This is a genomic window from Aeromicrobium sp. NPDC092404, assembly GCF_040684095.1.
Classification (GTDB): domain Bacteria; phylum Actinomycetota; class Actinomycetes; order Propionibacteriales; family Nocardioidaceae; genus Aeromicrobium.
In genome coordinates, this window is sequence record NZ_JBFBFI010000002.1 from 39,064 (window position 1) to 59,971 (window position 20,908).

Annotated in this window: 22 protein-coding genes; 4 read left to right on the forward strand and 18 right to left on the reverse strand. The window is 70.4% G+C overall.

Annotated features, from left to right (window positions below; translation table 11 throughout):
• Window positions 1–16: 16 nt before the first annotated feature.
• Both AB0N22_RS10565 and AB0N22_RS10570 read right to left on the reverse strand, forming a co-directional pair.
• Window positions 17–1,021 carry an AMP-binding protein gene (locus AB0N22_RS10565; RefSeq protein WP_364639404.1) on the reverse strand — a complete coding sequence of 335 codons (1,005 nt, stop codon included), beginning with the start codon at window positions 1,019–1,021 and terminating at the stop codon, window positions 17–19.
• Between the two features lie 35 nt (window positions 1,022–1,056).
• Window positions 1,057–1,617 (reverse strand): hypothetical protein, encoded by a 561-nt coding sequence (locus AB0N22_RS10570; RefSeq protein WP_364639407.1) that lies wholly within the window; start codon window positions 1,615–1,617, stop codon window positions 1,057–1,059.
• Between the two features lie 76 nt (window positions 1,618–1,693).
• Here AB0N22_RS10570 and AB0N22_RS10575 point away from each other — a divergent pair, with 76 nt between their 5' ends.
• Both AB0N22_RS10575 and AB0N22_RS10580 read left to right on the forward strand, forming a co-directional pair.
• Window positions 1,694–2,581, forward strand: coding sequence for a 1,4-dihydroxy-2-naphthoate polyprenyltransferase (locus AB0N22_RS10575; RefSeq protein ID WP_364639410.1), 888 nt, complete (start codon window positions 1,694–1,696; stop codon window positions 2,579–2,581).
• A 1-nt stretch (window position 2,582) separates the two neighbouring features.
• The gene (locus AB0N22_RS10580) at window positions 2,583–3,077 is read left to right on the forward strand and encodes a metallophosphoesterase family protein (RefSeq protein WP_364639413.1); all 495 of its coding nucleotides are present in this window, start codon (window positions 2,583–2,585) and stop codon (window positions 3,075–3,077) included.
• Here the strand turns inward: AB0N22_RS10580 and AB0N22_RS10585 are convergent.
• Together AB0N22_RS10585 and AB0N22_RS10590 are read right to left on the reverse strand one after the other, a co-directional pair.
• Complete coding sequence (locus AB0N22_RS10585) at window positions 3,074–4,159, reverse strand: PLP-dependent cysteine synthase family protein (protein ID WP_364639416.1); 1,086 nt, start codon at window positions 4,157–4,159, stop codon at window positions 3,074–3,076. The genes AB0N22_RS10580 and AB0N22_RS10585 overlap by 4 nt on opposite strands.
• A complete protein-coding gene (locus tag AB0N22_RS10590) occupies window positions 4,140–4,406 on the reverse strand; it encodes a DUF4229 domain-containing protein (protein ID WP_364639418.1) in 267 nt (88 codons plus the stop codon). The genes AB0N22_RS10585 and AB0N22_RS10590 overlap by 20 nt, the downstream gene beginning before the upstream one ends.
• A 69-nt stretch (window positions 4,407–4,475) precedes the next feature.
• On the opposite strand from AB0N22_RS10590, the gene AB0N22_RS10595 reads away from it, so the two are divergent.
• Window positions 4,476–4,745 (forward strand): PLDc N-terminal domain-containing protein, encoded by a 270-nt coding sequence (locus AB0N22_RS10595; RefSeq protein WP_364639421.1) that lies wholly within the window; start codon window positions 4,476–4,478, stop codon window positions 4,743–4,745.
• A gap of 86 nt (window positions 4,746–4,831) precedes the next feature.
• Here the strand turns inward: AB0N22_RS10595 and AB0N22_RS10600 are convergent, their stop codons facing one another.
• From AB0N22_RS10600 to hemL, 9 genes are all read right to left on the reverse strand, one after another.
• Window positions 4,832–5,767 carry a DUF559 domain-containing protein gene (locus AB0N22_RS10600; protein WP_364639424.1) on the reverse strand — a complete coding sequence of 312 codons (936 nt, stop codon included), beginning with the start codon at window positions 5,765–5,767 and terminating at the stop codon, window positions 4,832–4,834.
• 151 nt (window positions 5,768–5,918) lie between these two features.
• Complete coding sequence (locus AB0N22_RS10605; RefSeq protein WP_364639427.1) at window positions 5,919–6,992, reverse strand: ABC transporter permease; 1,074 nt, start codon at window positions 6,990–6,992, stop codon at window positions 5,919–5,921.
• Window positions 6,989–7,897 (reverse strand): ABC transporter ATP-binding protein, encoded by a 909-nt coding sequence (locus AB0N22_RS10610; RefSeq protein ID WP_364639430.1) that lies wholly within the window; start codon window positions 7,895–7,897, stop codon window positions 6,989–6,991. Before AB0N22_RS10610 ends, AB0N22_RS10605 begins: the two co-directional genes overlap by 4 nt.
• Complete coding sequence (ccsB, locus tag AB0N22_RS10615) at window positions 7,894–8,835, reverse strand: c-type cytochrome biogenesis protein CcsB (RefSeq protein WP_364639433.1); 942 nt, start codon at window positions 8,833–8,835, stop codon at window positions 7,894–7,896. The genes AB0N22_RS10610 and ccsB overlap by 4 nt, the downstream gene beginning before the upstream one ends.
• Entirely contained in the window at window positions 8,832–10,391 is a 1,560-nt protein-coding gene (locus tag AB0N22_RS10620) for a cytochrome c biogenesis protein ResB (protein WP_364639436.1), read from the reverse strand. The genes ccsB and AB0N22_RS10620 overlap by 4 nt, the downstream gene beginning before the upstream one ends.
• Window positions 10,388–11,140: a cytochrome c biogenesis protein CcdA gene (locus AB0N22_RS10625; RefSeq protein ID WP_364639439.1), complete on the reverse strand. Its 753-nt coding sequence runs from the start codon at window positions 11,138–11,140 to the stop codon at window positions 10,388–10,390. Before AB0N22_RS10625 ends, AB0N22_RS10620 begins: the two co-directional genes overlap by 4 nt.
• Entirely contained in the window at window positions 11,137–11,730 is a 594-nt protein-coding gene (locus tag AB0N22_RS10630; protein ID WP_364639442.1) for a TlpA disulfide reductase family protein, read from the reverse strand. The genes AB0N22_RS10625 and AB0N22_RS10630 overlap by 4 nt, the downstream gene beginning before the upstream one ends.
• A 1-nt stretch (window position 11,731) precedes the next feature.
• On the reverse strand, window positions 11,732–12,382 hold the full coding sequence (locus tag AB0N22_RS10635) for a histidine phosphatase family protein (protein ID WP_364639445.1): 651 nt from the start codon (window positions 12,380–12,382) through the stop codon (window positions 11,732–11,734).
• Between the two features lie 8 nt (window positions 12,383–12,390).
• Window positions 12,391–13,707 carry a glutamate-1-semialdehyde 2,1-aminomutase gene (hemL, locus tag AB0N22_RS10640; protein ID WP_364639448.1) on the reverse strand — a complete coding sequence of 439 codons (1,317 nt, stop codon included), beginning with the start codon at window positions 13,705–13,707 and terminating at the stop codon, window positions 12,391–12,393.
• A 176-nt stretch (window positions 13,708–13,883) separates the two neighbouring features.
• Between hemL and AB0N22_RS10645 the strand changes: the two genes are divergently transcribed.
• A complete protein-coding gene (locus tag AB0N22_RS10645) occupies window positions 13,884–15,095 on the forward strand; it encodes a lytic transglycosylase domain-containing protein (protein ID WP_364639451.1) in 1,212 nt (403 codons plus the stop codon).
• 78 nt (window positions 15,096–15,173) lie between these two features.
• On the opposite strand, the gene hemB is transcribed toward AB0N22_RS10645, so the two are convergent.
• From hemB to AB0N22_RS10670, 5 genes are all read right to left on the reverse strand, one after another.
• Window positions 15,174–16,151 carry a porphobilinogen synthase gene (gene hemB, locus AB0N22_RS10650; RefSeq protein ID WP_364639454.1) on the reverse strand — a complete coding sequence of 326 codons (978 nt, stop codon included), beginning with the start codon at window positions 16,149–16,151 and terminating at the stop codon, window positions 15,174–15,176.
• An 8-nt stretch (window positions 16,152–16,159) separates the two neighbouring features.
• Window positions 16,160–17,770, reverse strand: coding sequence for a uroporphyrinogen-III synthase (locus AB0N22_RS10655; RefSeq protein WP_364642722.1), 1,611 nt, complete (start codon window positions 17,768–17,770; stop codon window positions 16,160–16,162).
• Window positions 17,771–17,817: 47 nt separating this feature from the next.
• Window positions 17,818–18,738 carry a hydroxymethylbilane synthase gene (gene hemC, locus AB0N22_RS10660; protein WP_364639457.1) on the reverse strand — a complete coding sequence of 307 codons (921 nt, stop codon included), beginning with the start codon at window positions 18,736–18,738 and terminating at the stop codon, window positions 17,818–17,820.
• Complete coding sequence (locus AB0N22_RS10665) at window positions 18,735–20,030, reverse strand: glutamyl-tRNA reductase (protein WP_364639459.1); 1,296 nt, start codon at window positions 20,028–20,030, stop codon at window positions 18,735–18,737. Before AB0N22_RS10665 ends, hemC begins: the two co-directional genes overlap by 4 nt.
• Window positions 20,031–20,109: 79 nt before the next feature.
• Window positions 20,110–20,802 carry a redox-sensing transcriptional repressor Rex gene (locus tag AB0N22_RS10670; protein ID WP_364639462.1) on the reverse strand — a complete coding sequence of 231 codons (693 nt, stop codon included), beginning with the start codon at window positions 20,800–20,802 and terminating at the stop codon, window positions 20,110–20,112.
• Window positions 20,803–20,908: the final 106 nt, after the last annotated feature.

Sequence of the window (20,908 nt, forward strand, 5' to 3'; positions counted from 1 at the left end):
GCCACCCGGCTGCGGGTCAGCGCCTCACGGCGCGGCGCAGGGCCGCACGGTCGAGCTTCCCGCCCGGCAGCAGGGGCAGCGTGTCGAGCAGGACGACCTCCCGCGGCGCCCAGGCCCGGGGCAGCCCGGCCTCCTCGACGCCGTCGCGCAGCTCGTCGAGGCGCAGCCCGTCGAGGCACACGGCGTCGTCGGGCACGAGATAGGCCACGACCCGCGCGCCCCACTCGGCATCGGGCACGCCGAGGGCGACCGCGTCGCGGACACCTGCGTACGTCCGCAGCGCGGCCGTGACGGCGGGCAGCGGCACGTTGACGCCGCCGCTCACCACGACGTCGTCGCTGCGGCCCGTGATGCGCAGCCGGCCATCACGGTCGATCTCTCCGAGGTCCGCCGTGGCGAACCAGCCGTCGCGCAGCACACGGGCGGTCGCGTCTGGGTCGGCATAGCCGTCGAACAGCACCGGGCCGGCGAGGTGCACCTGCCCGTCCTCGTCGACGCGCATCCGTACGCCGTCGAGCGGCACGCCGTCGTAGACGCAGCCCCCGCACGTCTCGCTCATCCCGTACGTCCGCACGACCCGCACGCCGGCCGAGGTCAGGGCGTCGAGGAGCCCCGTGGGCACGGCGGCTCCGCCGATCAGCACGGCGTCGAGGTCTGCGAGGACGCCGACCTGACCGGCCTCGACGAGGCGATGGGCCTGGGTCGGGACGAGGGAGGCGTAGCGCCGCTCCCCCGGCACTGCGGCGACCGCGGCGGCGAGCGACGCGTGCTCGTCCGCGTAGGCCGGCTCGAGGCCGGCGACCGCTGAGCGTACGAGCACCTGGAGCCCACCGACACCGGTGACCGGCATCGCCTGCAGCCAGCCCCCGGGACCATCCAGCCGGGCCAGGCTGGCGCGCGCCGACGCCAGCACGGCACGGTGGGACAGCACGACGTCCTTGGGCTCGCCGGTGCTCCCGGACGTACGGACGACGATCGGCTCGCCGCCGTCGCGCACCCACGTCTCGACCAGGGCGAACACCTCGCGGGGCGTTCCTTGGACGGGACGAAGACCCGTCACTCCGGTTCACCCGGCTCCGCCGGCGCGTCGAGCGGCCGCTTGAGGTAGATCCAGGGGAACCACATCGTGCCGATCCGTTCCCATCCCTTGGCCTCGAGGTCCTTGGCCCGGCGGCTGCCGATCACGGCGCGCTTGTGCTCCCACTGCACGGGCGACTTCTCGACGTCGTGGAACAGCGGCCCATAGCTGATGGAGTGCCAGCCGTGCCGGCCCCAGTCGTTGAGCCGGTCGATCTCGTTGAAGGCCGTCAGCCCGACCAGCTGGCGGAGCTCAGCCGTGCCGGGGATCGGCACCGGACGATGCCCGAAGCGTTGCTGGGCCGCCTGCCGCGTCATGCCCAGTGCCGAGCCGATCGCCTCCCAGCTCCAACCCGCCGCGCGCGCCGACGTCACCGCTGAGCGCAGCAGGCGCCCGCTCTCCTCGTGCGCCCGGTGGGTCAGCACGGCCAGGTCCAGGTGCGCCTGCGGCTCGCTCTCGAGGCGACGCTCGATCGTCGGGTCCAGCCTCGCGATGGCTCGACCGATCAGGTCGGCGAACTCCGCGTCGGTGATCGTCATGCTGTCAACGCTAGCTTGACAGTCAGGTAGCGTCAACTCGACATTGACGCACCGCCTGGTGGCAGACTGGTCGGTCGTGAGCACCCCTTCGCCTTCCCCCGCCCAGCTCTGGGTCGCCGGCGCGCGACCTCGTACGCTGCCGGCTGCGGTCGCCCCGGTCCTGGCCGGCACCGGCGCTGCGGCGTTCGCCGAGGCGTTCGTCTGGTGGAAGGCGCTGCTCGCCCTCGGCGTCTCGCTCGCCCTGCAGATCGGCGTCAACTACGCCAACGACTACTCCGACGGCATCAAGGGCACCGACGACGACCGGGTCGGCCCGCTGCGCCTGGTGGGTTCCGGCCTGGTGCCGGCTCGCTCGGTCAAGCGAGCGGCGCTGCTGTTCCTCGCCCTCGGCGGCGTGCTCGGCTTCGCGCTCGCGGCGACGTCGAGCTGGTGGCTCCTGCTCGTCGGGGTCGCGGCGATCGGTGCCGCCTGGACATACACCGGAGGGCCGTCACCGTACGGATATCGGGCGCTCGGCGAGGTCAGCGTCTTCGTGTTCTTCGGCCTCGTGGCGGTGCTCGGCACGGCATACGTGCAGATCGAGGAGCTGACCTGGCTCGCGGTCGCGTGCTCGATCGGCGTCGGGGCACTGGCCTGCGCGATCCTCGTCGCCAACAACCTGCGGGACATCCCGACCGACTCGGTGACCGGCAAGAAGACGCTCGCGGTCGTCCTCGGCGACCGCTGGACCCGCCGGTTCTACGCCTTCCTCCTGCTCGTCGCGGTCGCCTCGTTGATCTGGGCGTCGGTGTTCACGTGGTGGGCGCTCCTGGGTCTCGCGATGATCCCCCTCGCGGTCCGCGCGCGCCAGGTGGTCGCGTCGGGCGCCCAAGGCATGGCGCTGATCCCGGTCCTTCGCGACACCGGCCTCGCCGAGCTCGTGTATGCCGCCGGACTCGCCCTCGGGCTCTTCATCGGGGCCTGAGATGCTCCGCGTCGCGGTCCTCGCCGACACCCACGCACCCCGGTTCTGGAAGTCCTTGCCCGAGGCCGTCGCCGAGCAGGTCGCCGACGTCGACGTGATCCTGCACGCCGGCGACGTCTGCACCCCCGGGGTGCTCGACGAGCTCGCCGCGTACGCCCCGGTGCACGTCGTGCTGGGCAACAACGACGGCCCCGACGTGGCGGCCTGGGGGGCACCCGAGACCCTCGAGCTCGAGCTCGACGGCCTGCGCGTCGCCATGATCCACATCAGCGGCGACAAGGTCGGCCGGACCGCGCGGATGCGTCGCCTGTTCCCCGACGCCGACCTGGTCGTGTTCGGCCACTCGCACATTCCGTGGGACACCGAGCACGACGGTCAACGACTGTTCAACCCCGGGTCACCGACCGACAAGCGCCGCCAGCCCCGTGGCACCCTGGGCCGGCTCGTGATCGACGACGGCGTCCTGCTGTCGGCCGAGATCGTGCCGGTGACCTAGCCGACCGCAGGCAGCACGCCGGTCTTGTCGAACTCGTCGAGCGCGGCGGCGTACGGCACGATGTCGAGTCCCTTGGACTCCAGCCACGCATCGTCGTAGTAGGTGTGGGCGTAGCGCTCCCCGCCGTCGCACAGCAGCGTCACGACGCTGCCGGCCTCTCCGGCCGCGCGCATCTCGCCGATCTGCTGCAACGACGCCCAGACGTTGGTGCCGGTCGACCCTCCGACACGTCGCCCCAGGATCGCGGACACCCAGCGCATCGCGGCGATCGACGCGGCATCCGGCACCCGGACCATGTCGTCGATGACCCCGCCGACGAACGACTTCTCGACACGCATGCGGCCGATGCCCTCGATGCGGGACGGCTGGTCGGTCGTGACGTCTGCCCGGTCGGCCTCCCAGCCGCCGTAGAACGCGGAGTTCTCCGGGTCGGCGACCACGACGCGCGTGTCGTGGCGGCGGTAGCGGACGAATCGACCGATCGTCGCGGAGGTGCCACCCGTCCCGGCGCCCACCACGATCAGGCTCGGGCAGGGGTGCGGCTCGGCGGCCAGCTGCTCGAAGATCGACTCGGCGATGTTGTTGTTGCCTCGCCAGTCCGTCGCCCGCTCGGCGTACGTGAACTGGTCCATGTAGTGACCGCCGCACTCGGCCGCGAGGCGGCTGGCGACGTCGTAGACCGTGCCCGGGTCGTCGACGAGGTGGCAGCGTCCACCGTAGAACTCGATCAGGTCGATCTTCTCGGGGCTGGTCGTGGCCGGCATGACCGCGACGAACGGCAGACCGACGAGCCGGGCGAAGTACGCCTCGCTGACCGCGGTCGACCCGCTCGACGCCTCGATGACGGTCGTGCCCGGCTCGAGCCAGCCGTTGCACAGGGCGTACAGGAAGAGGGACCGCGCGAGGCGGTGCTTGAGGCTGCCGGTCGGGTGGACCGACTCGTCCTTGAGGTACAGGTCGATGCCCGGGACCGGGATCGGCAGCACGTGCAGGTGGGTGTCGGCGCTCCGGTTGGCGTCCGCGTCGACCCGGCGGATGGCCTCGGCGATCCAGCTGCGGCTGTCAGTCGATGTCTTCGGCATTCCGCGACTCCTCGATGCGTTGCGACATGCGCGCCGCGCGGTCCTGGACGTTCTGCGCGAGCTGTTCGCGCAGCCCGGCGAGGGCGAAGATCGAGATCACCGAGGAGAGCACGAGGGAGATCAGCAGGATCAGGAGCGACGTGAGATTGCCCCACTCGACCCAGATCGACGCGACCAGCCAGACCACGCCGAACGTCACCCCGAACAGGGCGAGGCGGGCGAACGTGTAGGTCCAGAAAGCCTTCATAGACCGCAGCCTAATCGCTTGCCGCCTCGATCAGGGAGCCGGTTGCACCGCCCCCGGTACCGTTGCTGCATGGGCAAGTTCGTACTCATCGTCATCGGTGTCGCCCTGTTCGTCTACGCGCTGTTCGACCTCATCGCGACCCCGTCGACGCGGGTGCGGTTCATCCCCAAGCCGCTGTGGTTCCTGGTGATCCTCGCCCCGGCCGTCGGGCCCATCCTCTGGCTCCTCGTCGGGCGTGAGCGCTCGGCCCCCGGCGGCGGTCGCCGGCAACCCCCGCGCCCCCCGCGTCCCGGCCCCAGGGGCCCCGACGACGACCCCGACTACCTCCAAGGCCTGTAAGGCCTCGGGCCGAGGCCCGAAGGCCCAAGGCCCCAACTTTTGAAGCGTTGCGGTCCAAGATCGGCGCCGATCTGGGCCTGAACCCTTCAAAAGGTGCGGGTGAACCAGCGGTGCCACACCTCGCTGGTCACCGGCCGGGGTCCGTCGTAGCCCCTGGCGGCGAGCGCCGCATGAACCCGCCACGGGATCGAGCGGGGCGTCCGCAGGTCTGCGTCGGTCACGACGATCAGGCGGTAGCCGAGGGCTTCGAGCACCTCACGTCGCTCCCGGTCCCGCTGGCGCTGGGCAGAGCTTCGCTCGTGCTGCCAGCCGTCGTACTCGACGACGACCTGCTGCCGAGCGAAGAGCAGATCCGCCCGGGCCACCCGCCTGCCTGCATCGTCGACGATCCAGACATTCGGCTCGGGACAGGGCAGCCTGGCGAACACCAGCATCAGCCGGACGAGCGTCTCCATCGGCGACTCGGCACCCGGCACCACGAGAGCCATGGCTCGACGCGCGCGCCGGACGCCATGGAGATGTCGTTCGAGGCAGTAGGTGACGAGACGATCGAAGCTCGTGGCTCCCGTGTGGATGAGGTGCTCGGCGGCCTGGACGAGCTCGACGATCGACAAGCGGGTCGCGCTGTCGACGAACGTGCGATCGGGCCCGGTCACCGGGATGCCATCGCGCATCTCGGGAGTCAGCCGGCCTTGGCGGCGGTGCAGTCGAACCCGCGGGATCACCGTCACGGCCGAGCTGTTCGTCGAGAACTCCAACTCGGCGGAGCGTCTCGAGTCGAAACCCCAGAGCCGCAGGGCCGTCAGGTGACTGACGACTGCGTCGCCCGGTAGCACCAACAACGCCGCGTACAGCCATGTCGTGAGGGAGAGGTCGACGTCCGCAGACACGTACACCCCGCGGAAGACCCGACGGAACCTCCGCCCACGGACGACCTTTCGGCTGACGCCGCAGGCCGCTGCCTGCTCGAGCGTGAACGGGCGGGCCAGGAGCGGCAGCGGGATGGCGATCGGAGCAGGCACGGGACGACTCTCGAGCCCCGTGAGACGCGCGAGTAGACGCACCCGCAGGGCTGTGCACGCAGCCGCCCGTCCACACCCCCAGCTTTTGAAGCCTTGCGGCCCAAGATCGACGACGATCTGGGCCTGAACCCTTCAAAACGTGGGGGGGTCGCTAGTCGTCCCAGCGGAAGACTCGGCTGGCCACCCCGGAGACGACGACGGCGAAGCCGAGGAGGATGACGATCGGCACGAGGGCTGACGCCGGTCCCTCGCCGCGCACCATCGTGTCGAGCATCCCCTCGTTGAGGTGCTTGAGGGGCAGGACCTGGCTGACTGCCGCAACCCATCCGGGTGCACCGTCGAGGGGGAAGAACGACCCGGACAGGAACGCCATGGGCAGCACGACGAAGTTGGCGATCCCGACGGCCGCCTCCTCGCTCTTGGACACCGCACCCGCGAGCAGCCCGATCGCCATGAACGACAAGGTCCCCGCGGTGAGCAGCGGCACGATCATCGGCCACGACCCGGTGAGCTGCAGGCCGAAGGCCACCACGCCGACCCCGATGAAGATCGCCGCCTGGACCGCGGCGATCGCGACGCTGACCGCGATGCGGGCCAGGACGACCGCCCAGGTCGGGATCGGCGCCAGCCGCAGCCGGCGCAGCAGGCCGTTCTTGCGCCACACCACGAGGTTGGTCGCGGCTCCGAACGTCGCCCCGGAGGCGATCGCCCACCCCATCAGGCCCGGCGTGAAGAACTGGATCGTCGACAACGAGTCGTCCTCGACCTGGTCGGTCTCGATGGCGAACCGCGGCTGCTGACCCGTCGCGGCGATGTTGGCCGACTGCACGATCGCCTGGAACGTGCCCTGGACCGTCGCGGCCTTGACCTGGTCGGCCTGCGAGAAGCGTACGACCAGGGTCTCGCCGCGCTGCACGATCATGGCGTCGGTGTCGCCCTTGCGGACCTTGCGGATCGCCGCCTTCTCGTCGCTCGTGCGGTGGATCTCGAGGCTCTCCTCGAGACGCTCCCTGACGTCCTTGGGGGCGTCGTCGAGCACCGAGACCTTGCCGACCTGCTCGATCTCGGTCTTGGACGTGCCGGAGCTGCCCAGCAGACCGCCGAACAGCGCGAGGAACATCAAGGGGAAGATCACGGCGAAGAAGAACGCCATCTTGTCGCGGAAGAACCCCTTGAGCATCGCGACGGCGAGGCTTGTGAAGGCAGACCTGCGGGACGAGCTCACGCGCGGTACTCCCGCCCGGTCAGCTCGAGGAAGACGTCCTCCAGCGACGCGCCCTTGACGCTGAGGCCGGCCAGCGCGTCACGGTGCGCCAGCTCGGTGAGGACGCGGGCGGGGTCGCGCGTCGTGATCGTGAGGCCCGAGTCCTCATCGGCGACCTGCTCGACAGCCGTCATGCCGCGTGCCTCCTCGACCCCGAGCGTGCCGGGCGCGAGCGTGATCCGTACCGGCGCATCGAGGCCTCGAACGAGTGCCGCCGGCGTGTCCAGCTCGAGGATCCTGCCGGCATCCATGATCGCGACCCGGTCGCACAAGGCCTCGGCCTCGTCCATGTAGTGCGTCGTCAGGATCACGGTGCGGCCCGAGTCGTTGATGTCGCGCAGGACGTCCCAGAGGTTGCGCCGGGCCTGCGGGTCCAGTGCTGCGGTCGGCTCGTCGAGGAAGACGACGTCGGGGTCGTGGACCAGCGCGCACGCGATCGAGAGCCGCTGCTTCTGGCCCCCGGACAGGTCCTCCGTGCGGTTGTCGGCCTTGTCGACGAGCCCCACCTGCTCGAGCATCTCGTCGGTGCGTCCGGCCGCGACACCGTAGAGGGCGCCGAAGGTGTCGAGCTGCTCACGCGCCGTCAGCCGCTCGAAGAACGACGACGACTGGAGCTGTACGCCCATGCGTCGCTGCAGGGCCGGCTCCCGCTTCCAGGGCTCGTGCTCGTCGATCCGCACGGTCCCGGCCCGCGGTTTGCGCAGCCCCTCGACCATCTCGAGCGTCGTCGTCTTGCCGGCGCCGTTGGGTCCCAGCAGCCCGAAGAACTCACCCGGCGCGACGGTGAAGCTGACCCCGTCGACGGCACGGACGTCGCCGTACGTCATGACCAGGCCGGAGGCCGTGATCTGCGCCCCGGTGCTCACTTGGCGTAGGAGTGCATGCCAGAGACGAAGAGGTTGATCCCGACGAAGTTGAAGACGAAGGTCGCGAAGCCGATCAGGGCGATGATCGCCGCGGCCTTGCCCTTCCAGCCCGCGGTCGCGCGTGCATGGAGGTAACCGGCGTAGACGACCCAGGTGATGAACGCCCAGACCTCCTTGGGGTCCCAGCCCCAGTAGCGGCCCCAGGCGTACTGCGCCCAGATCGGGCCGGCGATGAGTGCGGCGAAGGTCCAGATCGGGAACGCGAACGCATGGACGCGATAGGCCACCTGGTCGATCTTGGCCGACGACGGGATGCGCCACAGGAAGCCGACCCGCTCGTCCTCAGCGGTGTTGCGCTCGGCTCGCGCCTTGACGAGGTAGAGCACCGAGGCCGCAGCGCCGACGAGGAACGCGGCACCCGCGATCATGGCCCCGAGCACATGGATCACGAGCCAGTACGAGTGCAGGGCGGGCACGAGCGGTCCCGGCGGGACGAACACGAGCGCCGACAGGCCGAGCACGACGGTTCCGAACCCCGTGATGATGGGGCCCACCCAGTCGATCGCCCACATCTTGACCAGCACGACGTAGGCGGCGACGGCCATCAACGTGGCGGCGCACCCGAACTCGTACATGTTGCCCCACGGCACGCGCTCCGCGGACAGCCCGCGAGAGACCACGCCGGCCAGCAGCACGACACCGGCGAGTGCGGTCAGCGAGAAGCCGATGCCGCCGGCGACGTCGCTGCGCTCGGCGGCGGTCTCCTCGTCCGACGCGGGAGCGTCCTGCCCCGAGCCGGCGCTGACGAGCTCACGCTCGGGCGCGACCTTGCGCGCGAAGCCCCACTGCGCGACGTACGCGACGAACGCGAGGGCGAGGATGCCGGTGGCCGACGCAACGGCGTAGTTGGAGAACTGCTCGTACTGCGCAGCCGTCATGTCGTTTTCTCCTCAGTCTCTCCGAGCGCTTCGCGGAACCGCTCGAGGAAGGCGTCCAGGTCGGCCGGCAGGTCGTCGCGGGGTACGCGGTCGAGCACGGCGACATCCACCACGGTACGTGAACCCTCGCGGCGCGCGCGGATCCAGGTCCTGCGGGGCTTGACCGTCAACGACATGACGAGGCCGAACAACCCGGCGACGATGCCGATCAGGGGCACCTGCACGCCCGGTGACGAGCTGATCTGGAACCGGGCGAACTGCCTGAGGTCGACGAACTCGATGGTGCCCCCGTTGGGCAGCTTCTGCGCCTGGCCCTCCTGCAGGCTGACGCGATAGCCCTTCTCGCCGTTCATGTACTGCTTCATCTTCGACTTGTCGAGGATGTAGACCGACTGCGGCGACCCGTCATCGAGCCCGAGGTCGCCGTGCCACACGAACAGCCCGAGCAGCGGGTTGGCGGCAGCCGGGTAGACCGAGATCGACGCACCGTCGGCACCGCTGGCCGCCGTCGGCAGGAAGAACCCTTGGAAGCCGAGCTGCTCGGGCTCGGCATCGGGGACCTTGACGACACCGTTCGACGTGTACGACGGGTCGGTCGGCAGGAACGGCACGGCCTCGTTGAACACGACGTCGCCGTTGGCGTCGGTGACCTTGAGCACCGGCGCGTAGCCCTGGCCGACGAGGAACACCGAGGTGCCGTCGATCTCCAAGGGGTGGTTGACCGTGATGTCGAACGTACGCTCGTCGCTGCCCGGCTCGGCCGTGTAGGTCCCCTCAGCCCGGAACAGCCTCGGCGCGCCGGCCTGCTGGCTGCCGAGCGGCTGGAACTTGGCGGTGAAGGTCTCGAGCTTGAGCGAGAACGGTGGCAGCTGGTCGGCCTGGAACAGCGACCCCGAGCCGAACTCGTCGTACTGCGTCAGCGAGTTGGAGAATCCTTGACCCTCCGTCACGATCGCGGAGCCGCGATAGCCGAACAGCGTGCCGACCGCGACACCGACGAGCACCACGACGACGCTGATGTGGAACACCAGGTTGCCGGCCTCGCGCAGGTAGCCCCGCTCGGCGCTGACCTCACGAACGTCCTGGTCGCGCTCGGCCACGTCGACCCTGGCCCGGCCCAGCGCCTCGCGCCCGGCCGCGACGACCTCGTCGACCGATGCCGAGGTCTCGAACGACGCCGAGGCCGGCATGCGGGCGAAGTTGCGTGGTGCCTTCGGCGGCCGGGCGCGCAGCGCTCGGAGGTAGACGAACGAGCGGGGCACGATGCAACCGATCAGCGACACCATCAGCAACAGGTAGACCGCGCTGAACCACGGCGACGTGTAGACGCTGAAGAACCCCAGCTTGTCGAGGACGGGAGCACTCTTGGGGTGGTCGAGGAAGTACGCCTCGACAGCCCGCGCGTCGACCCCGCGCTGCGGGACGAGCGATCCTGGGACCGCCGCGATCGCGAGCAGCAGCAGCAGGAACAGCGCCGTGCGCATCGACGTCAGCTGCCGCCAGAACCACCGGGTCAGCTCCCGACGCCCGAGAGCCGGGACCGCGTTCGACGTCATACCGGCGCCTCGAATCCGCTGACCCAGGTCTGCATCTCGCCGACCAGGTCCTCCCACCAGCCCGTCAGCAGCATGACCCCGACAGCGATCAGCAGCACGCCCCCGATGATCGAGACGAGTCGCTGGTTGCGCTTGAACCACGAGACCGCACGCATGAACTTGCCGAAGCCCAAAGCGGCCAGCACGAACGGGATGCCGAGGCCCAGGCAGTAGGTCAGGGCCAGGAACGCGCCCCGCGCAGCAGAGGCATCGTCGGAGGCGAACGAGAGGCCGAGCACCGCCGCGAGCGTCGGGCCGATGCAAGGCGTCCAGCCGAGGCCGAAGAAGACGCCGAGGACCGGGGCGATCGCCAGCCCCACGGTGGGCACGGCGTGCACGCGGGTCTCCCGCTGCAGGAACGGGATGAACCCGATGAACACCAGGCCGAGGCCGATCACGAGGATCCCGGTGACGATCGACAGCTCGCGCTGGTACTTCTCCAGCTCCAGCCCGACAGAGCCGAACAGGGCGCCACCGAGGACGAACACCGAGCTGAAGCCGAGGACGAACAGGAGGGAACCGGTGAGCAGGCGGCCCCGTCGGGCGGTCTCGAGGTCCTGCGCGGCGACCCCCGACACGTACGACAGGTAGCCCGGCAGCAGCGGCAGGACGCACGGGGAGAAGAACGAGACGAGCCCGGCGACGACCGCGACCGGGACCGCCAGGAGGAGGTTGCCGGAGTAGATCGTGTCCTGGAACCAGTCGGTCACGACGTGCTCTTCTGCACGTCGTCGATCACACCGGCCAGCGTCGAGGCGCGCAGCTTGGGGTCCATGATGCGCGCGGCGACGCGACCCTCGGCGTCGATGACCCACGTCGTGGGGATCGCCTGCGTGGGCAGGCTGTCGACGAACTCGAGCTCGAGGCTGCCGCCCTCGTCGGCGAAGCTCGGATAGCTGATCCCCTGCTTGCGGTTGAACGCGACCGCCGACGACGGGTCGGGCGTGCGGGTGAGCATGCCGATGAACTGCACGTCCTTGGCGGCGTACTCCTCGGAGACCTGCTTGAGCGCGGGCGCCTCGGCCCGGCACGGCGGGCACCACGGCCCCCACAGGTTGATCACGAGCGTCTTGCCGGCGAAGTCCGCGGTCGACAGCGGCTTGCCGTCGAGGCCCTCGCCCTCGAGCTCCGGCGCCGGCTTGCGGTCTGCCGCCGGCACCAGGGTGATGAGGTCGTTCGAGCCGTCAGCGCCGACATAGCCGTCGGTCGTCCGGTCTCGTCCGCCGCCGCTGCACGCGGTGACGAGGACCAGCGCCCCGACCGCCGTCGCGACGCGGAGGGCACGGCTCAGTGAGTGCACGCTAGGCGCCGCCGGCGAACTTGTTGCGCAGCGCCTCGGGGATGAGGTCGCCGGCGGGCTCGCTGTAGGTGAAGCCGACGAACTCGTCGCCGTCGAACGTCAGGCTGGTCAGGCTCGCGAGCGAGCACTGGCGCTTGCGGGGGTCGTGGACGAAGCTCTTCTTCTCGTACGCGCGACGCGCGATCCAGACCGGCAGCTGGTGCGACACGATGACCGCCTCGTGACCGCGGGCCGCCTCGCGGGCGTCCTTCACCGCGGCCTGCATGCGAGCGGCGATCTCCTTGTAGGGCTCGCCCCACGACGGACGGAACGGGTTGCGCAGCATCCACCAATTCTGCGGACGCTTCAGCGCGCCGTCCCCGACGCCGAACGTCTTGCCCTCGAACAGGTTGGCCGCCTCGATGACCCGGTCGTCGGTGGTGATCGGCACCTCGAGCAGCTTCGACAGCGGCTCGGCGGTCTGCTGCGCGCGCTCGAGCGGCGACGCCACCATGTGCACGATCTCGTTCTTCGACAGGTGGTCGGCGACCTTGGCAGCCATCTGGTGCCCGAGGTCGGACAGGAAGTACTCCGGGAGGCGACCGTAGAGGACGCCGTTGGGGTTCTCGACCTCGCCGTGCCGCATGAGGTGCACGATCGTACGTTCGGACATCGGTCTTCCTAGCTGTCGGAGGTGGCCTGGGCGGCAGCCCGCGCGGCGGCGGGCAACGCCTCGGCAATTCTAGAGAGTGCCTCCGCGTCGTGCGCAGCCGAGACGAACCAGCACTCGAACGCGCTCGGGGGCAGGTAGACCCCGGCGTCGAGCATCGCGTGGAAGAACGGCCGGTAGCGCCACGCCTCCTGCGCCTGCGCGCCGGCGAAGTCGGTCACCGGCTGCTCGACGCCCCAGAAGACGCTGAACATGTTGCCGGCGTTCTGCAGGGCGTACGGGAGCCCGGTTGCGTCCAAGGCCTCGGCCACGAGCCGCTGCAGCTGGGCCGACGCGTCGTCGAGGCGGGCGTACGCATCCGCGTCCGCGAGCCGCAGCGTCGTGAGCCCGGCGGTCGTCGCGATCGGATTGCCCGACAGCGTCCCGGCCTGGTAGACGGGCCCGACCGGGGCGAGCTGCTCCATGACGTCGCGACGGCCGCCGAAGGCCGCTGCCGGGAAGCCGCCGCCCATGACCTTGCCGAACGTCAGGAGGTCGGGCTGCCACCCCTCCGGCTCGCCGTCGACACCCCAGTGCCCGGAGCGGGTGACCCGGAAGCCGGTCATGACCTCGTCGCTGATGAAGAGGGCTCCATGGCGCCGGCACGTCTCGGCGAGGAAGCCGTTGAAGCCGGGCTCGGGCGGGACGACACCCATGTTGCCCGGAGCCGCCTCGGTGACAAGGCAGGCGATCTGGTCGCCGTAGGTCTCGAACGCCGCCTCGACCGCGGCCCGGTCGTTGTAGGGCACCACGATCGTGTCGGCCGTGACGTGGGCGGGCACGCCCGGCGTCTCCGGCAGGCCGAGCGTCACGACGCCGGAGCCGGCCTCGGCCAGCAGCGCGTCGACGTGACCGTGGTAGCAGCCGGCGAACTTGACGATCTTGTCGCGCCCGGTGAACCCGCGGGCCAGCCGGATCGCCGACATCGTCGCCTCGGTGCCCGAGGACACCATCCGCACCGAGTCGACCGGCGTACGCCCCACGATCTCCTCGGCGAGCAGGACCTCGGGCTCGCTGGGCGTGCCGAACGACGTGCCCCGGGCGACGGCCTCGGAGACCGCGGCGAGCACCTCCGGATGGGCATGGCCCAACAGCATGGGTCCCCACGAGCCGACGAGGTCGACGTAGCGGTGGCCGTCGGCGTCGGTCAGCCACGGCCCGGAGCCGGCCCGCATGAAGATCGGTGTGCCGCCCACGGCCCTGAAGGCACGCACGGGTGAGTTGACGCCTCCGGGCGAGACGGCCGTGGCGCGGTCGAACAGCCCTTGTGAGGCGGCGTTGGAAGTCACGCCGTCCATTGTCCTCAATGCGATTTCCCGGACGTCGGCGGAGTCGCCGGACCGTAACCAACAGGCGGCGGACCTCGTTGAGATGGTGTTGATTGCTTTGCGGCGCGTCGCGCCGGGCAGTAACATCGGTTTACGCTATGTCGCACCTGTCGCGACAGCATGGAGGGCACGAACTTATGGGAGCTCGCAAGCTCACGCGTTGGCAGAAGGCCAGCGCTCTGGTCCCGATGGCTGTGCTGGTCGGGGCGTGGAGTGCAGCGGTCCGCGCGGATCTCGCGACGGCGTCCGGCGACGACAGCGGTTCGGCCATCCCCTCGGTGCCCTCGACGGCGTTCCAGGATCCTGCGAGCGTGCAGCCCACACCCGCCGGCATCGACGAGAAGGCCGGCCTCACCGGCACGGTCTCGACCCTGTCGACCAACGGCATCCCGTCCTCCGCGCTGTACGCCTACCGCCGCGCCGAGACCCTCCTGGGCAAGGCCGACGAGTCGTGCAAGCTGCCGTGGAACCTCGTCGCCGCGATCGGCCGCGTCGAGTCCAACCACGGCCGAACCAACGGCAACGCGCTCGACGCCGACGGCGTCGCGAAGCCCGGCATCTACGGCGTCGCTCTCGACGGCAACGACAACCGGGCCAAGATCACCGACACCGACACCGGCTCGCTCGACAACGACCCGGTCTACGACCGTGCTGTCGGCCCCATGCAGTTCATCCCCGGCACCTGGAAGTCCGTCGCGGTCGACTCCGACAACGACGGCAAGAAGAACCCGCAGGACATCGACGACGCGGCGACGTCGGCCGGCATCTACCTGTGCGCCGGCACCGACGACCTCTCGAGCCCGTCCGGTGCGGCGACGGCGGTCAAGCGCTACAACCACTCCGACTCCTACGTCGACCTGGTCCTCGCGATCTCGGCCCGCTACGCACAGGGTGACTTCACCCAGTCGCCCAACGGCTACTCGACGGCGCCCGTCCTCACCTCGGCAGCCAACGACCAGACGCTGAGCTCCGGCGAGCGTGAGAAGGCCAAGGCGGCCGAGGAGAAGGCCAACAACAAGCCCAAGCCCGGCAAGGGCACCGGTGGCAGCACCGGTGGCGGCACCGGCGGAGGCGGTACGGGTGGCGGCACCGGCGGAGGCGGTACGGGTGGCGGCACCGGCGGCGGTGGCACTGGCGGAGGAACCTCCGGCGGCGTGACCGGGCTGGTCGACGGACTCGTCGACGACCTCACCGGTGGCGGCGGCACCACGGGCGGCACGGGTGGCAGCACCGGCGGCGGCTCGTCGACGCTCACCTGGGCCGAGGCCAAGGTCAAGTGCCTGGCCGACGGCATCTCGGTGCTCGACCTCGCCAAGCTCACGAGCTGCATCACCTCGCTGCTCAGCTGACGCCTCGCAGAACGTGTAGAAGGGGCCCTCCGGCGGAGGGCCCCTTCTTCATGTCCAGGTGTTGCCGTCGACCGGATCTCAGCGGTTGAGGCGAGCGGCGAGCTCGGCGGCCCAGTAGGTCAGCACGATGTCGGCGCCGGCCCGGCGGATCGACGTGATGACCTCGTCGATCGTCCGCTCACGGTCGATCCAGCCGTTGGCGGCGGCCGCCTCGACCATCGCCATCTCGCCCGAGATGCTGTAGGCCGCGACCGGCACCGTGACGTGCGAACGGATCAGCGGGATGAGGTCCAGGTAGGCCAGGGCGGGCTTGACCATCACGATGTCGGCGCCCTCGGCGACGTCGAGCAGCGCCTCGCGCAGCGCTTCGCGAGCGTTCGCCGGGTCCTGCTGGTACGTCTTGCGGTCGCCCTGGAGCGACGAGCCGATGGCCTCGCGGAAGGGACCGTAGAACGCCGAGGCGTACTTCGCGGCGTAGGCCAGGATCACCGTGTCGCTGTGACCGGCCTGGTCCAGGGCAGCGCGGACGACGCCGACCTGCCCGTCCATCATGCCGCTGGGCCCGACGACGTGGGCGCCGGACTCAGCCTGCACGACCCCCATCTGGGCGTAGATCTCGAGCGTCGCGTCGTTGTCGACCCGCCCCTGGTCGTCGAGCACGCCGCAGTGTCCGTGATCGGTGAACTCGTCGAGGCACAGGTCGGACATGACCAGCAGGTCGTCGCCGACCTCGGCCCGCGCGTCGGCCAGGGCGACGTTGAGGATCCCGTCAGGGTCGAGTGCGCCGGAGCCCTGGGCATCCTTGTGCTCGGGCACGCCGAACAGCATGACGCCGCCGAGGCCCAGCGCCGCCGCCTCGGCGTACGCCTTGCGGGCGGTGTCTCGCGTGTGCTGGACGACGCCCGGCATGCTCGCGATCGGCCGCGGCTCGGTGATGCCCTCCGCGACGAACATCGGCAGGATCAGCTGCGACGACCGGACGTGCGTCTCCGCGACCAGCCGCCTCATCGCCGGCGACTGGCGCAGGCGACGAGGTCGGTCGGACGGAAATGCCATCGGTGCTCCTAGGCCTTGCGACGCGTCGAGGGACGCTTCTGCGAAGGCTTGGTGACCGGCTCGCCTGCGTCGAGGAAGGCGAGGCGACGAGCCGCGCCGAACTCGGCGAGCGCGTCGGCCAGCACCTCCACCGACGGGGACTCGGCGAGGACGTCGACCCGGAGGCCGTGCTCCTCGGCGGTCTTGGCGGTCGCCGGGCCGATGCACGCGATGATCGTCGACGTGTGCGGCTTGCCGGCGATGCCCACGAGGTTGCGCACCGTGGACGACGAGGTGAACATGACCGCGTCGAACTTGCCGGTCTTGATCGCCTCGCGCGTCGGCGCTGGCGGCGGGGCCGCCCGGACGGTGCGGTAGGCCGTGACGTCGTCGACCTCCCAGCCCAGATCGACGAGTCCGGCCACGAGGGTCTCGGTCGCGATGTCGGCGCGGGGCAGGAACACCCGGTTGATGGGGTCGAGCAGGTCGTCGTACGGCGGCCAGTCCTCGAGGAGTCCGCGGGCCGACTGCTCACCGCTGGGGACGAGATCGGCGCGGATGCCCCACGTCGCGATGGCCTCGGCCGTCTTGTCGCCGACCGCGGCGATCTTGAGGCCCGAGAACGCGCGAGCGTCGAGCCCGTACTCCTCGAACTTCTCGCGCACGGCCTTGACGGCGTTGACGCTCGTGAATGCGATCCACTCGTAGCGGCCCTCGACGAGACCGCGCACGGCCTTGTCCATCTGCTGCGGGTTGCGCGGCGGCTCGACCGAGATGGTCGGCACCTCCTCCGAGAGCGCGCCGAAGCCACGCAGGCGGGCAGCCAGGCTGGCCGACTGCTCCTTGGTGCGCGGCACCAGGACGCGCCAGCCGTAGAGCGGCTTGGTCTCGAACCACGACAGCGCCTCACGCATCGTGACGACCTGGCCGACGACCGTGATGGCCGGCGCGGTCATGCCGGCCGCCTTGGCCTCGGCGGCGATGTCGGCGAGCGTCGAGACGATCGTCACCTGCTCGGTCGTCGTGCCGACCCGGGTCATCGCGACCGGCGTCTCGGCGGAGCGACCGGCGGCGACCAGGCCGGCGGCGACCTCGCCGATGCGGGCGACGGCCGACAGCAGGACCAGGGTGTCCTGGCCGGCGTGGTCGGCCCAGTTGATCGTGGCGTCACCGACGCTCACGACCGAGTACTCGCGGTGCGTGCGGTTGGTCAGCGGCACGCCGGCGTACGCGGGAACGGCCGAGACCGACGAGATGCCGGGCACGATCTCGAAGCCGATGCCGGCCTTGCTGCACGCTGCGGCCTCCTCAGGCGCCGTCGCGTAGGTGAACGGGTCACCAGCGATCAGGCGTACGACGTGGGAGCCGGTCTTGGCGTGCTTGACGACGAGTCGGGCGCGAGCGGCGTGGGTCAGCGTCTCGCCGTCCTCGCCGACACCGCCGTCGACGATCTCGGCACCGTTGGTGACGAGGGCCGCGTGCTCGGGCAGCTCCGTGATGACGATGTCCGCCTGCGCGAGCAGCTCAGCCGCGCGTACCGTCAGCAGGCTGGCATCGCCCGGCCCGGCGCCGACGAAGCTCACGTGGCCGCGGACGGCCTTGTGGGCGTTCGGTCGAGCCGTCGACGGTGCTTCTCGCATCGCAGTGGTGATGGTCACGGTGGTCCTTTTCTCGATCTGCCTGGGGGTTATGAGGCGACAGCCACAAGGGTGTCTGCGCCTTCGGCGAGCATCTCGGCAGCGAGACGCTCCCCGACCGCGACGGCTTCGGATGGCAAGCCGGTCGCGGACAGTCGGATGGTGGGCGAGCCGGAAGGACTTCCGACCACGGCACGCAGCCAGAGCTCGTCACCGTCGTCGCCCTGGGCGACTTCGGCTAGGGCTCCGACAGGTGCGCTGCAACCTGCCTCGAGGGTGGCGAGGAGGCTGCGCTCGGCAGTGACGGCAGCGCGGGTGTCGCTGTCGTCGAGGCCGCCGAGCAGGTTGATCGTCGCGTCGTCATCGGCGCGACATTCGCAGGCCAGCGCTCCCTGCCCGGGGGCGGGAAGCATCTGCAGGGGATCGATGACCTCGGTCGCCTCGTCGGCGCGGCCGAGCCGCAGCAGTCCGGCACGGGCGAGGAGCACGCCGTCGTAGTCACCGGCGGCGACCTTGGCGATGCGGGTGTCGACGTTGCCGCGGATCGGCGTGACCTCGACACCGAGTCCGAGCGCGTTGAGCTGGGCCTCCCGGCGAGGTGAGCCGGTGCCGATCCGGGCGCCCTGGGGCAGCTCGCCCAGCGTCAGGCCGTCACGGGCCACCAGCACGTCACGCGGGTCCTCGCGGCGTGGGATCGCGGCAAGCGCGAGCCTGGGGTCGGGGGTCGTCGGCAGGTCCTTGAGGGAGTGCACCGCGATGTCGACGTCGCCGCGCACGAGGGCCTCGCGCAGGGCCGCGACGAACACACCCTGGCCGCCGAACTCGACGAGCGGCTGCAGGCTGCGGTCGCCCTCGGTCGAGATCGTGACGAGCTCGACGTCGACACCGGTCTCCCGGAGCCGGTCGGCGATGAGGCCTGACTGGGTGATGGCGAGCGCAGAGGCACGCGTCCCGAGGCGGAGGGTCGTCATGCGGACTCCCCCTTGACCTGGGTGACCGCGTCGACCGTGGACTGGTCGAGGGCGAACAGGTGGGCGAGTGCCTCGGCATACGTCAGGTCGGCAGGGCCGTCGACGAGCTGCTGGACGCGGACCGTCGGGGCGTGGATCAGCTTCTCGGCGACCCGGTGGAGCGCCTTGCGGACCGCGGCCATCTCGTCCTGGGTGAGGTCGGGGAGGCGGGTCTCGATGCGCGCGAGCTCGGCCGCGACGACGTCGGTCGCCATCGTCCGCAGCGCGACGACGGTCGGGGTGATGTGCGACGCGGCCTTGGCGGCCAAGAACGTCCGGACCTCGTCCTCGACGATCGCCCGCACCTGCTCGATGTCGCCGGCGAGCTCGGTGTTCTCGCCGAGCCGGGCCAGGACCACGAGGTCGACCAGCTCGACGCCCTGGACGTCGCGGACCCCCGGATCGATGTCGCGCGGCAGGGCCAGGTCGATCAGGGCCATGGAGCGTCCGGCGGTCGCCCGGGCGATGCGCTCGCGGTCGAACACGACGCCCGTCGCCCCGGTGCAGCTGATCAGCACGTCGGTCGCCGACAGCTCGACGTCCATGGCCTCCCAGCGGACGGCGCTGACGCCGAACGACGCCACGAGGGCGTAGGCCCGCTGGAACGTGCGGTTCGAGACCATGATGCGGTTGGGCGCCACCCCACGGTTGACGAGCGTGCGGACGGCGAGGCTGGCCATCGTGCCGGCGCCGGCGACCAGGAACCGCGTGTCCTCGGCGTCGACGATCGCACCCGCGGCGTCGAGGCCCGCCGTCACGATGGACGGTGCGAGCCGGTCGATGCCGGTCTCGGCGTGGCCGCGCTTGCCGATGCGCAGCGCCTGCTGGAACAACGCGTTGAGGGCCGACCCGACGGTCTGCTCCGCCTGCGCGCTGTGCAGCGCCTCGCGGACCTGGCCCAGGATCTGGCTCTCGCCGAGGATCATCGAGTCCATGCCGGCGGCGACACCGAAGAGGTGCGCGACGGCCGCCTCGTCGAAGTGGACGTAGACGTGGCGGACGAAGTCGTCCCGGTCGAGGCCCGAGTGCTCCGCGAGCAGGCGGGAGACCTCCTCGACGGCTCCGTGGAAGCGTTCGGCCTCGACGTAGATCTCGACCCGGTTGCAGGTCGAGATGACGACGGACTCGGAGACGAAGGGGGCCTCGAGCACGAGGTGCGAGAGCTTGACCGCCGCATCGGTGTCGAGCGACGCGCGCTCGAGGATGTCGATCGGCGCCGACTTGTGCGACATGCCCACCACGAGGACGCTCATGCCGCCACCTCCGAGGAAAGGGCACGGTACGAAGGCGACGGCATGATTGCTGCCTTCGTGATTCGCTCGCTGCGCTCGCTCATGCTCCAACCACCTTCTCGGTGGTGTCGCTGCCGGCCTTGCGCTGCTCGTGGTAGGCCAGGATCTGCAGCTCGATCGACAGGTCGACCTTGCGGACGTCGACACCGTCGGGGACCTGCACGAGCGCAGGCGCGAAGTTCAGGATGCTCGTGATGCCGGCCTCGACCAGGCGGTCGGCGACCTCCTGGGCGGCTGTGCCGGGCGTGGCGATGATGCCGATCGAGATGGCCCGCTCCTCGACGATCGTGGGCAGGTCGTCCAGCGACGAGACCTCGATGCCCGAGACCGTGGTGCCGACGCGCTGGGGATCGGCGTCGACGAGGGCCGCGACGCGGATGCCACGCGTGCTGAAGCCCTGGTAGGCCGAGAGGGCCGAGCCGAGGTTGCCGACTCCGACGATGACGACGTCCCAGTCCTGGGTCTGGCCGATCTCGCGCGCGATCTGGTAGCGGAGGTACTCGACGTCGTAGCCGACGCCACGGGTGCCGTAGGAACCGAGGTAGGACAGGTCCTTGCGGAGCTTGGCCGGGTTGACGCCGGCGTTCTCGGCGAGGTCGTTGGAGGAGCACGTCGCGACGCCCTGCTCGGTGAGCGTGTTGAGCGCGCGCAGGTAGACCGGCAGACGGGCCACGGTGGCATCAGGGATGCCGCGAGCGCTGCCGTCCGCGTGGGGCGTGCGAAGTATGGTCACTGTGCTCCTGCACTGCACGGCCGGGGATTATCCCTGTCGGGACTGGCGCGCGGTGCGTCCTCAGTTTAAGAGTTTGTGAACGCGTTAACAAAATCGTGACCTGGCG

What these genes read in the sequence shown, in the direction of transcription:
- AB0N22_RS10570 (WP_364639407.1), bottom strand. Translation starts at nt 1,617, where the DNA reads ATGACGATCACCGACGCGGAGTTCGCCGACCTGATCGGTCGAGCCATC.
- AB0N22_RS10580 (WP_364639413.1), top strand. Translation starts at nt 2,583, where the DNA reads ATGCTCCGCGTCGCGGTCCTCGCCGACACCCACGCACCCCGGTTCTGG.
- AB0N22_RS10585 (WP_364639416.1), bottom strand. Translation starts at nt 4,159, where the DNA reads ATGCCGAAGACATCGACTGACAGCCGCAGCTGGATCGCCGAGGCCATC.
- AB0N22_RS10590 (WP_364639418.1), bottom strand. Translation starts at nt 4,406, where the DNA reads ATGAAGGCTTTCTGGACCTACACGTTCGCCCGCCTCGCCCTGTTCGGG.
- AB0N22_RS10595 (WP_364639421.1), top strand. Translation starts at nt 4,476, where the DNA reads ATGGGCAAGTTCGTACTCATCGTCATCGGTGTCGCCCTGTTCGTCTAC.
- ccsB (WP_364639433.1), bottom strand. Translation starts at nt 8,835, where the DNA reads ATGACGGCTGCGCAGTACGAGCAGTTCTCCAACTACGCCGTTGCGTCG.
- AB0N22_RS10620 (WP_364639436.1), bottom strand. Translation starts at nt 10,391, where the DNA reads ATGACGTCGAACGCGGTCCCGGCTCTCGGGCGTCGGGAGCTGACCCGG.
- AB0N22_RS10635 (WP_364639445.1), bottom strand. Translation starts at nt 12,382, where the DNA reads ATGTCCGAACGTACGATCGTGCACCTCATGCGGCACGGCGAGGTCGAG.
- AB0N22_RS10645 (WP_364639451.1), top strand. Translation starts at nt 13,884, where the DNA reads ATGGGAGCTCGCAAGCTCACGCGTTGGCAGAAGGCCAGCGCTCTGGTC.
- hemB (WP_364639454.1), bottom strand. Translation starts at nt 16,151, where the DNA reads ATGGCATTTCCGTCCGACCGACCTCGTCGCCTGCGCCAGTCGCCGGCG.
- AB0N22_RS10655 (WP_364642722.1), bottom strand. Translation starts at nt 17,770, where the DNA reads ATGCGAGAAGCACCGTCGACGGCTCGACCGAACGCCCACAAGGCCGTC.
- hemC (WP_364639457.1), bottom strand. Translation starts at nt 18,738, where the DNA reads ATGACGACCCTCCGCCTCGGGACGCGTGCCTCTGCGCTCGCCATCACC.
- AB0N22_RS10665 (WP_364639459.1), bottom strand. Translation starts at nt 20,030, where the DNA reads ATGAGCGTCCTCGTGGTGGGCATGTCGCACAAGTCGGCGCCGATCGAC.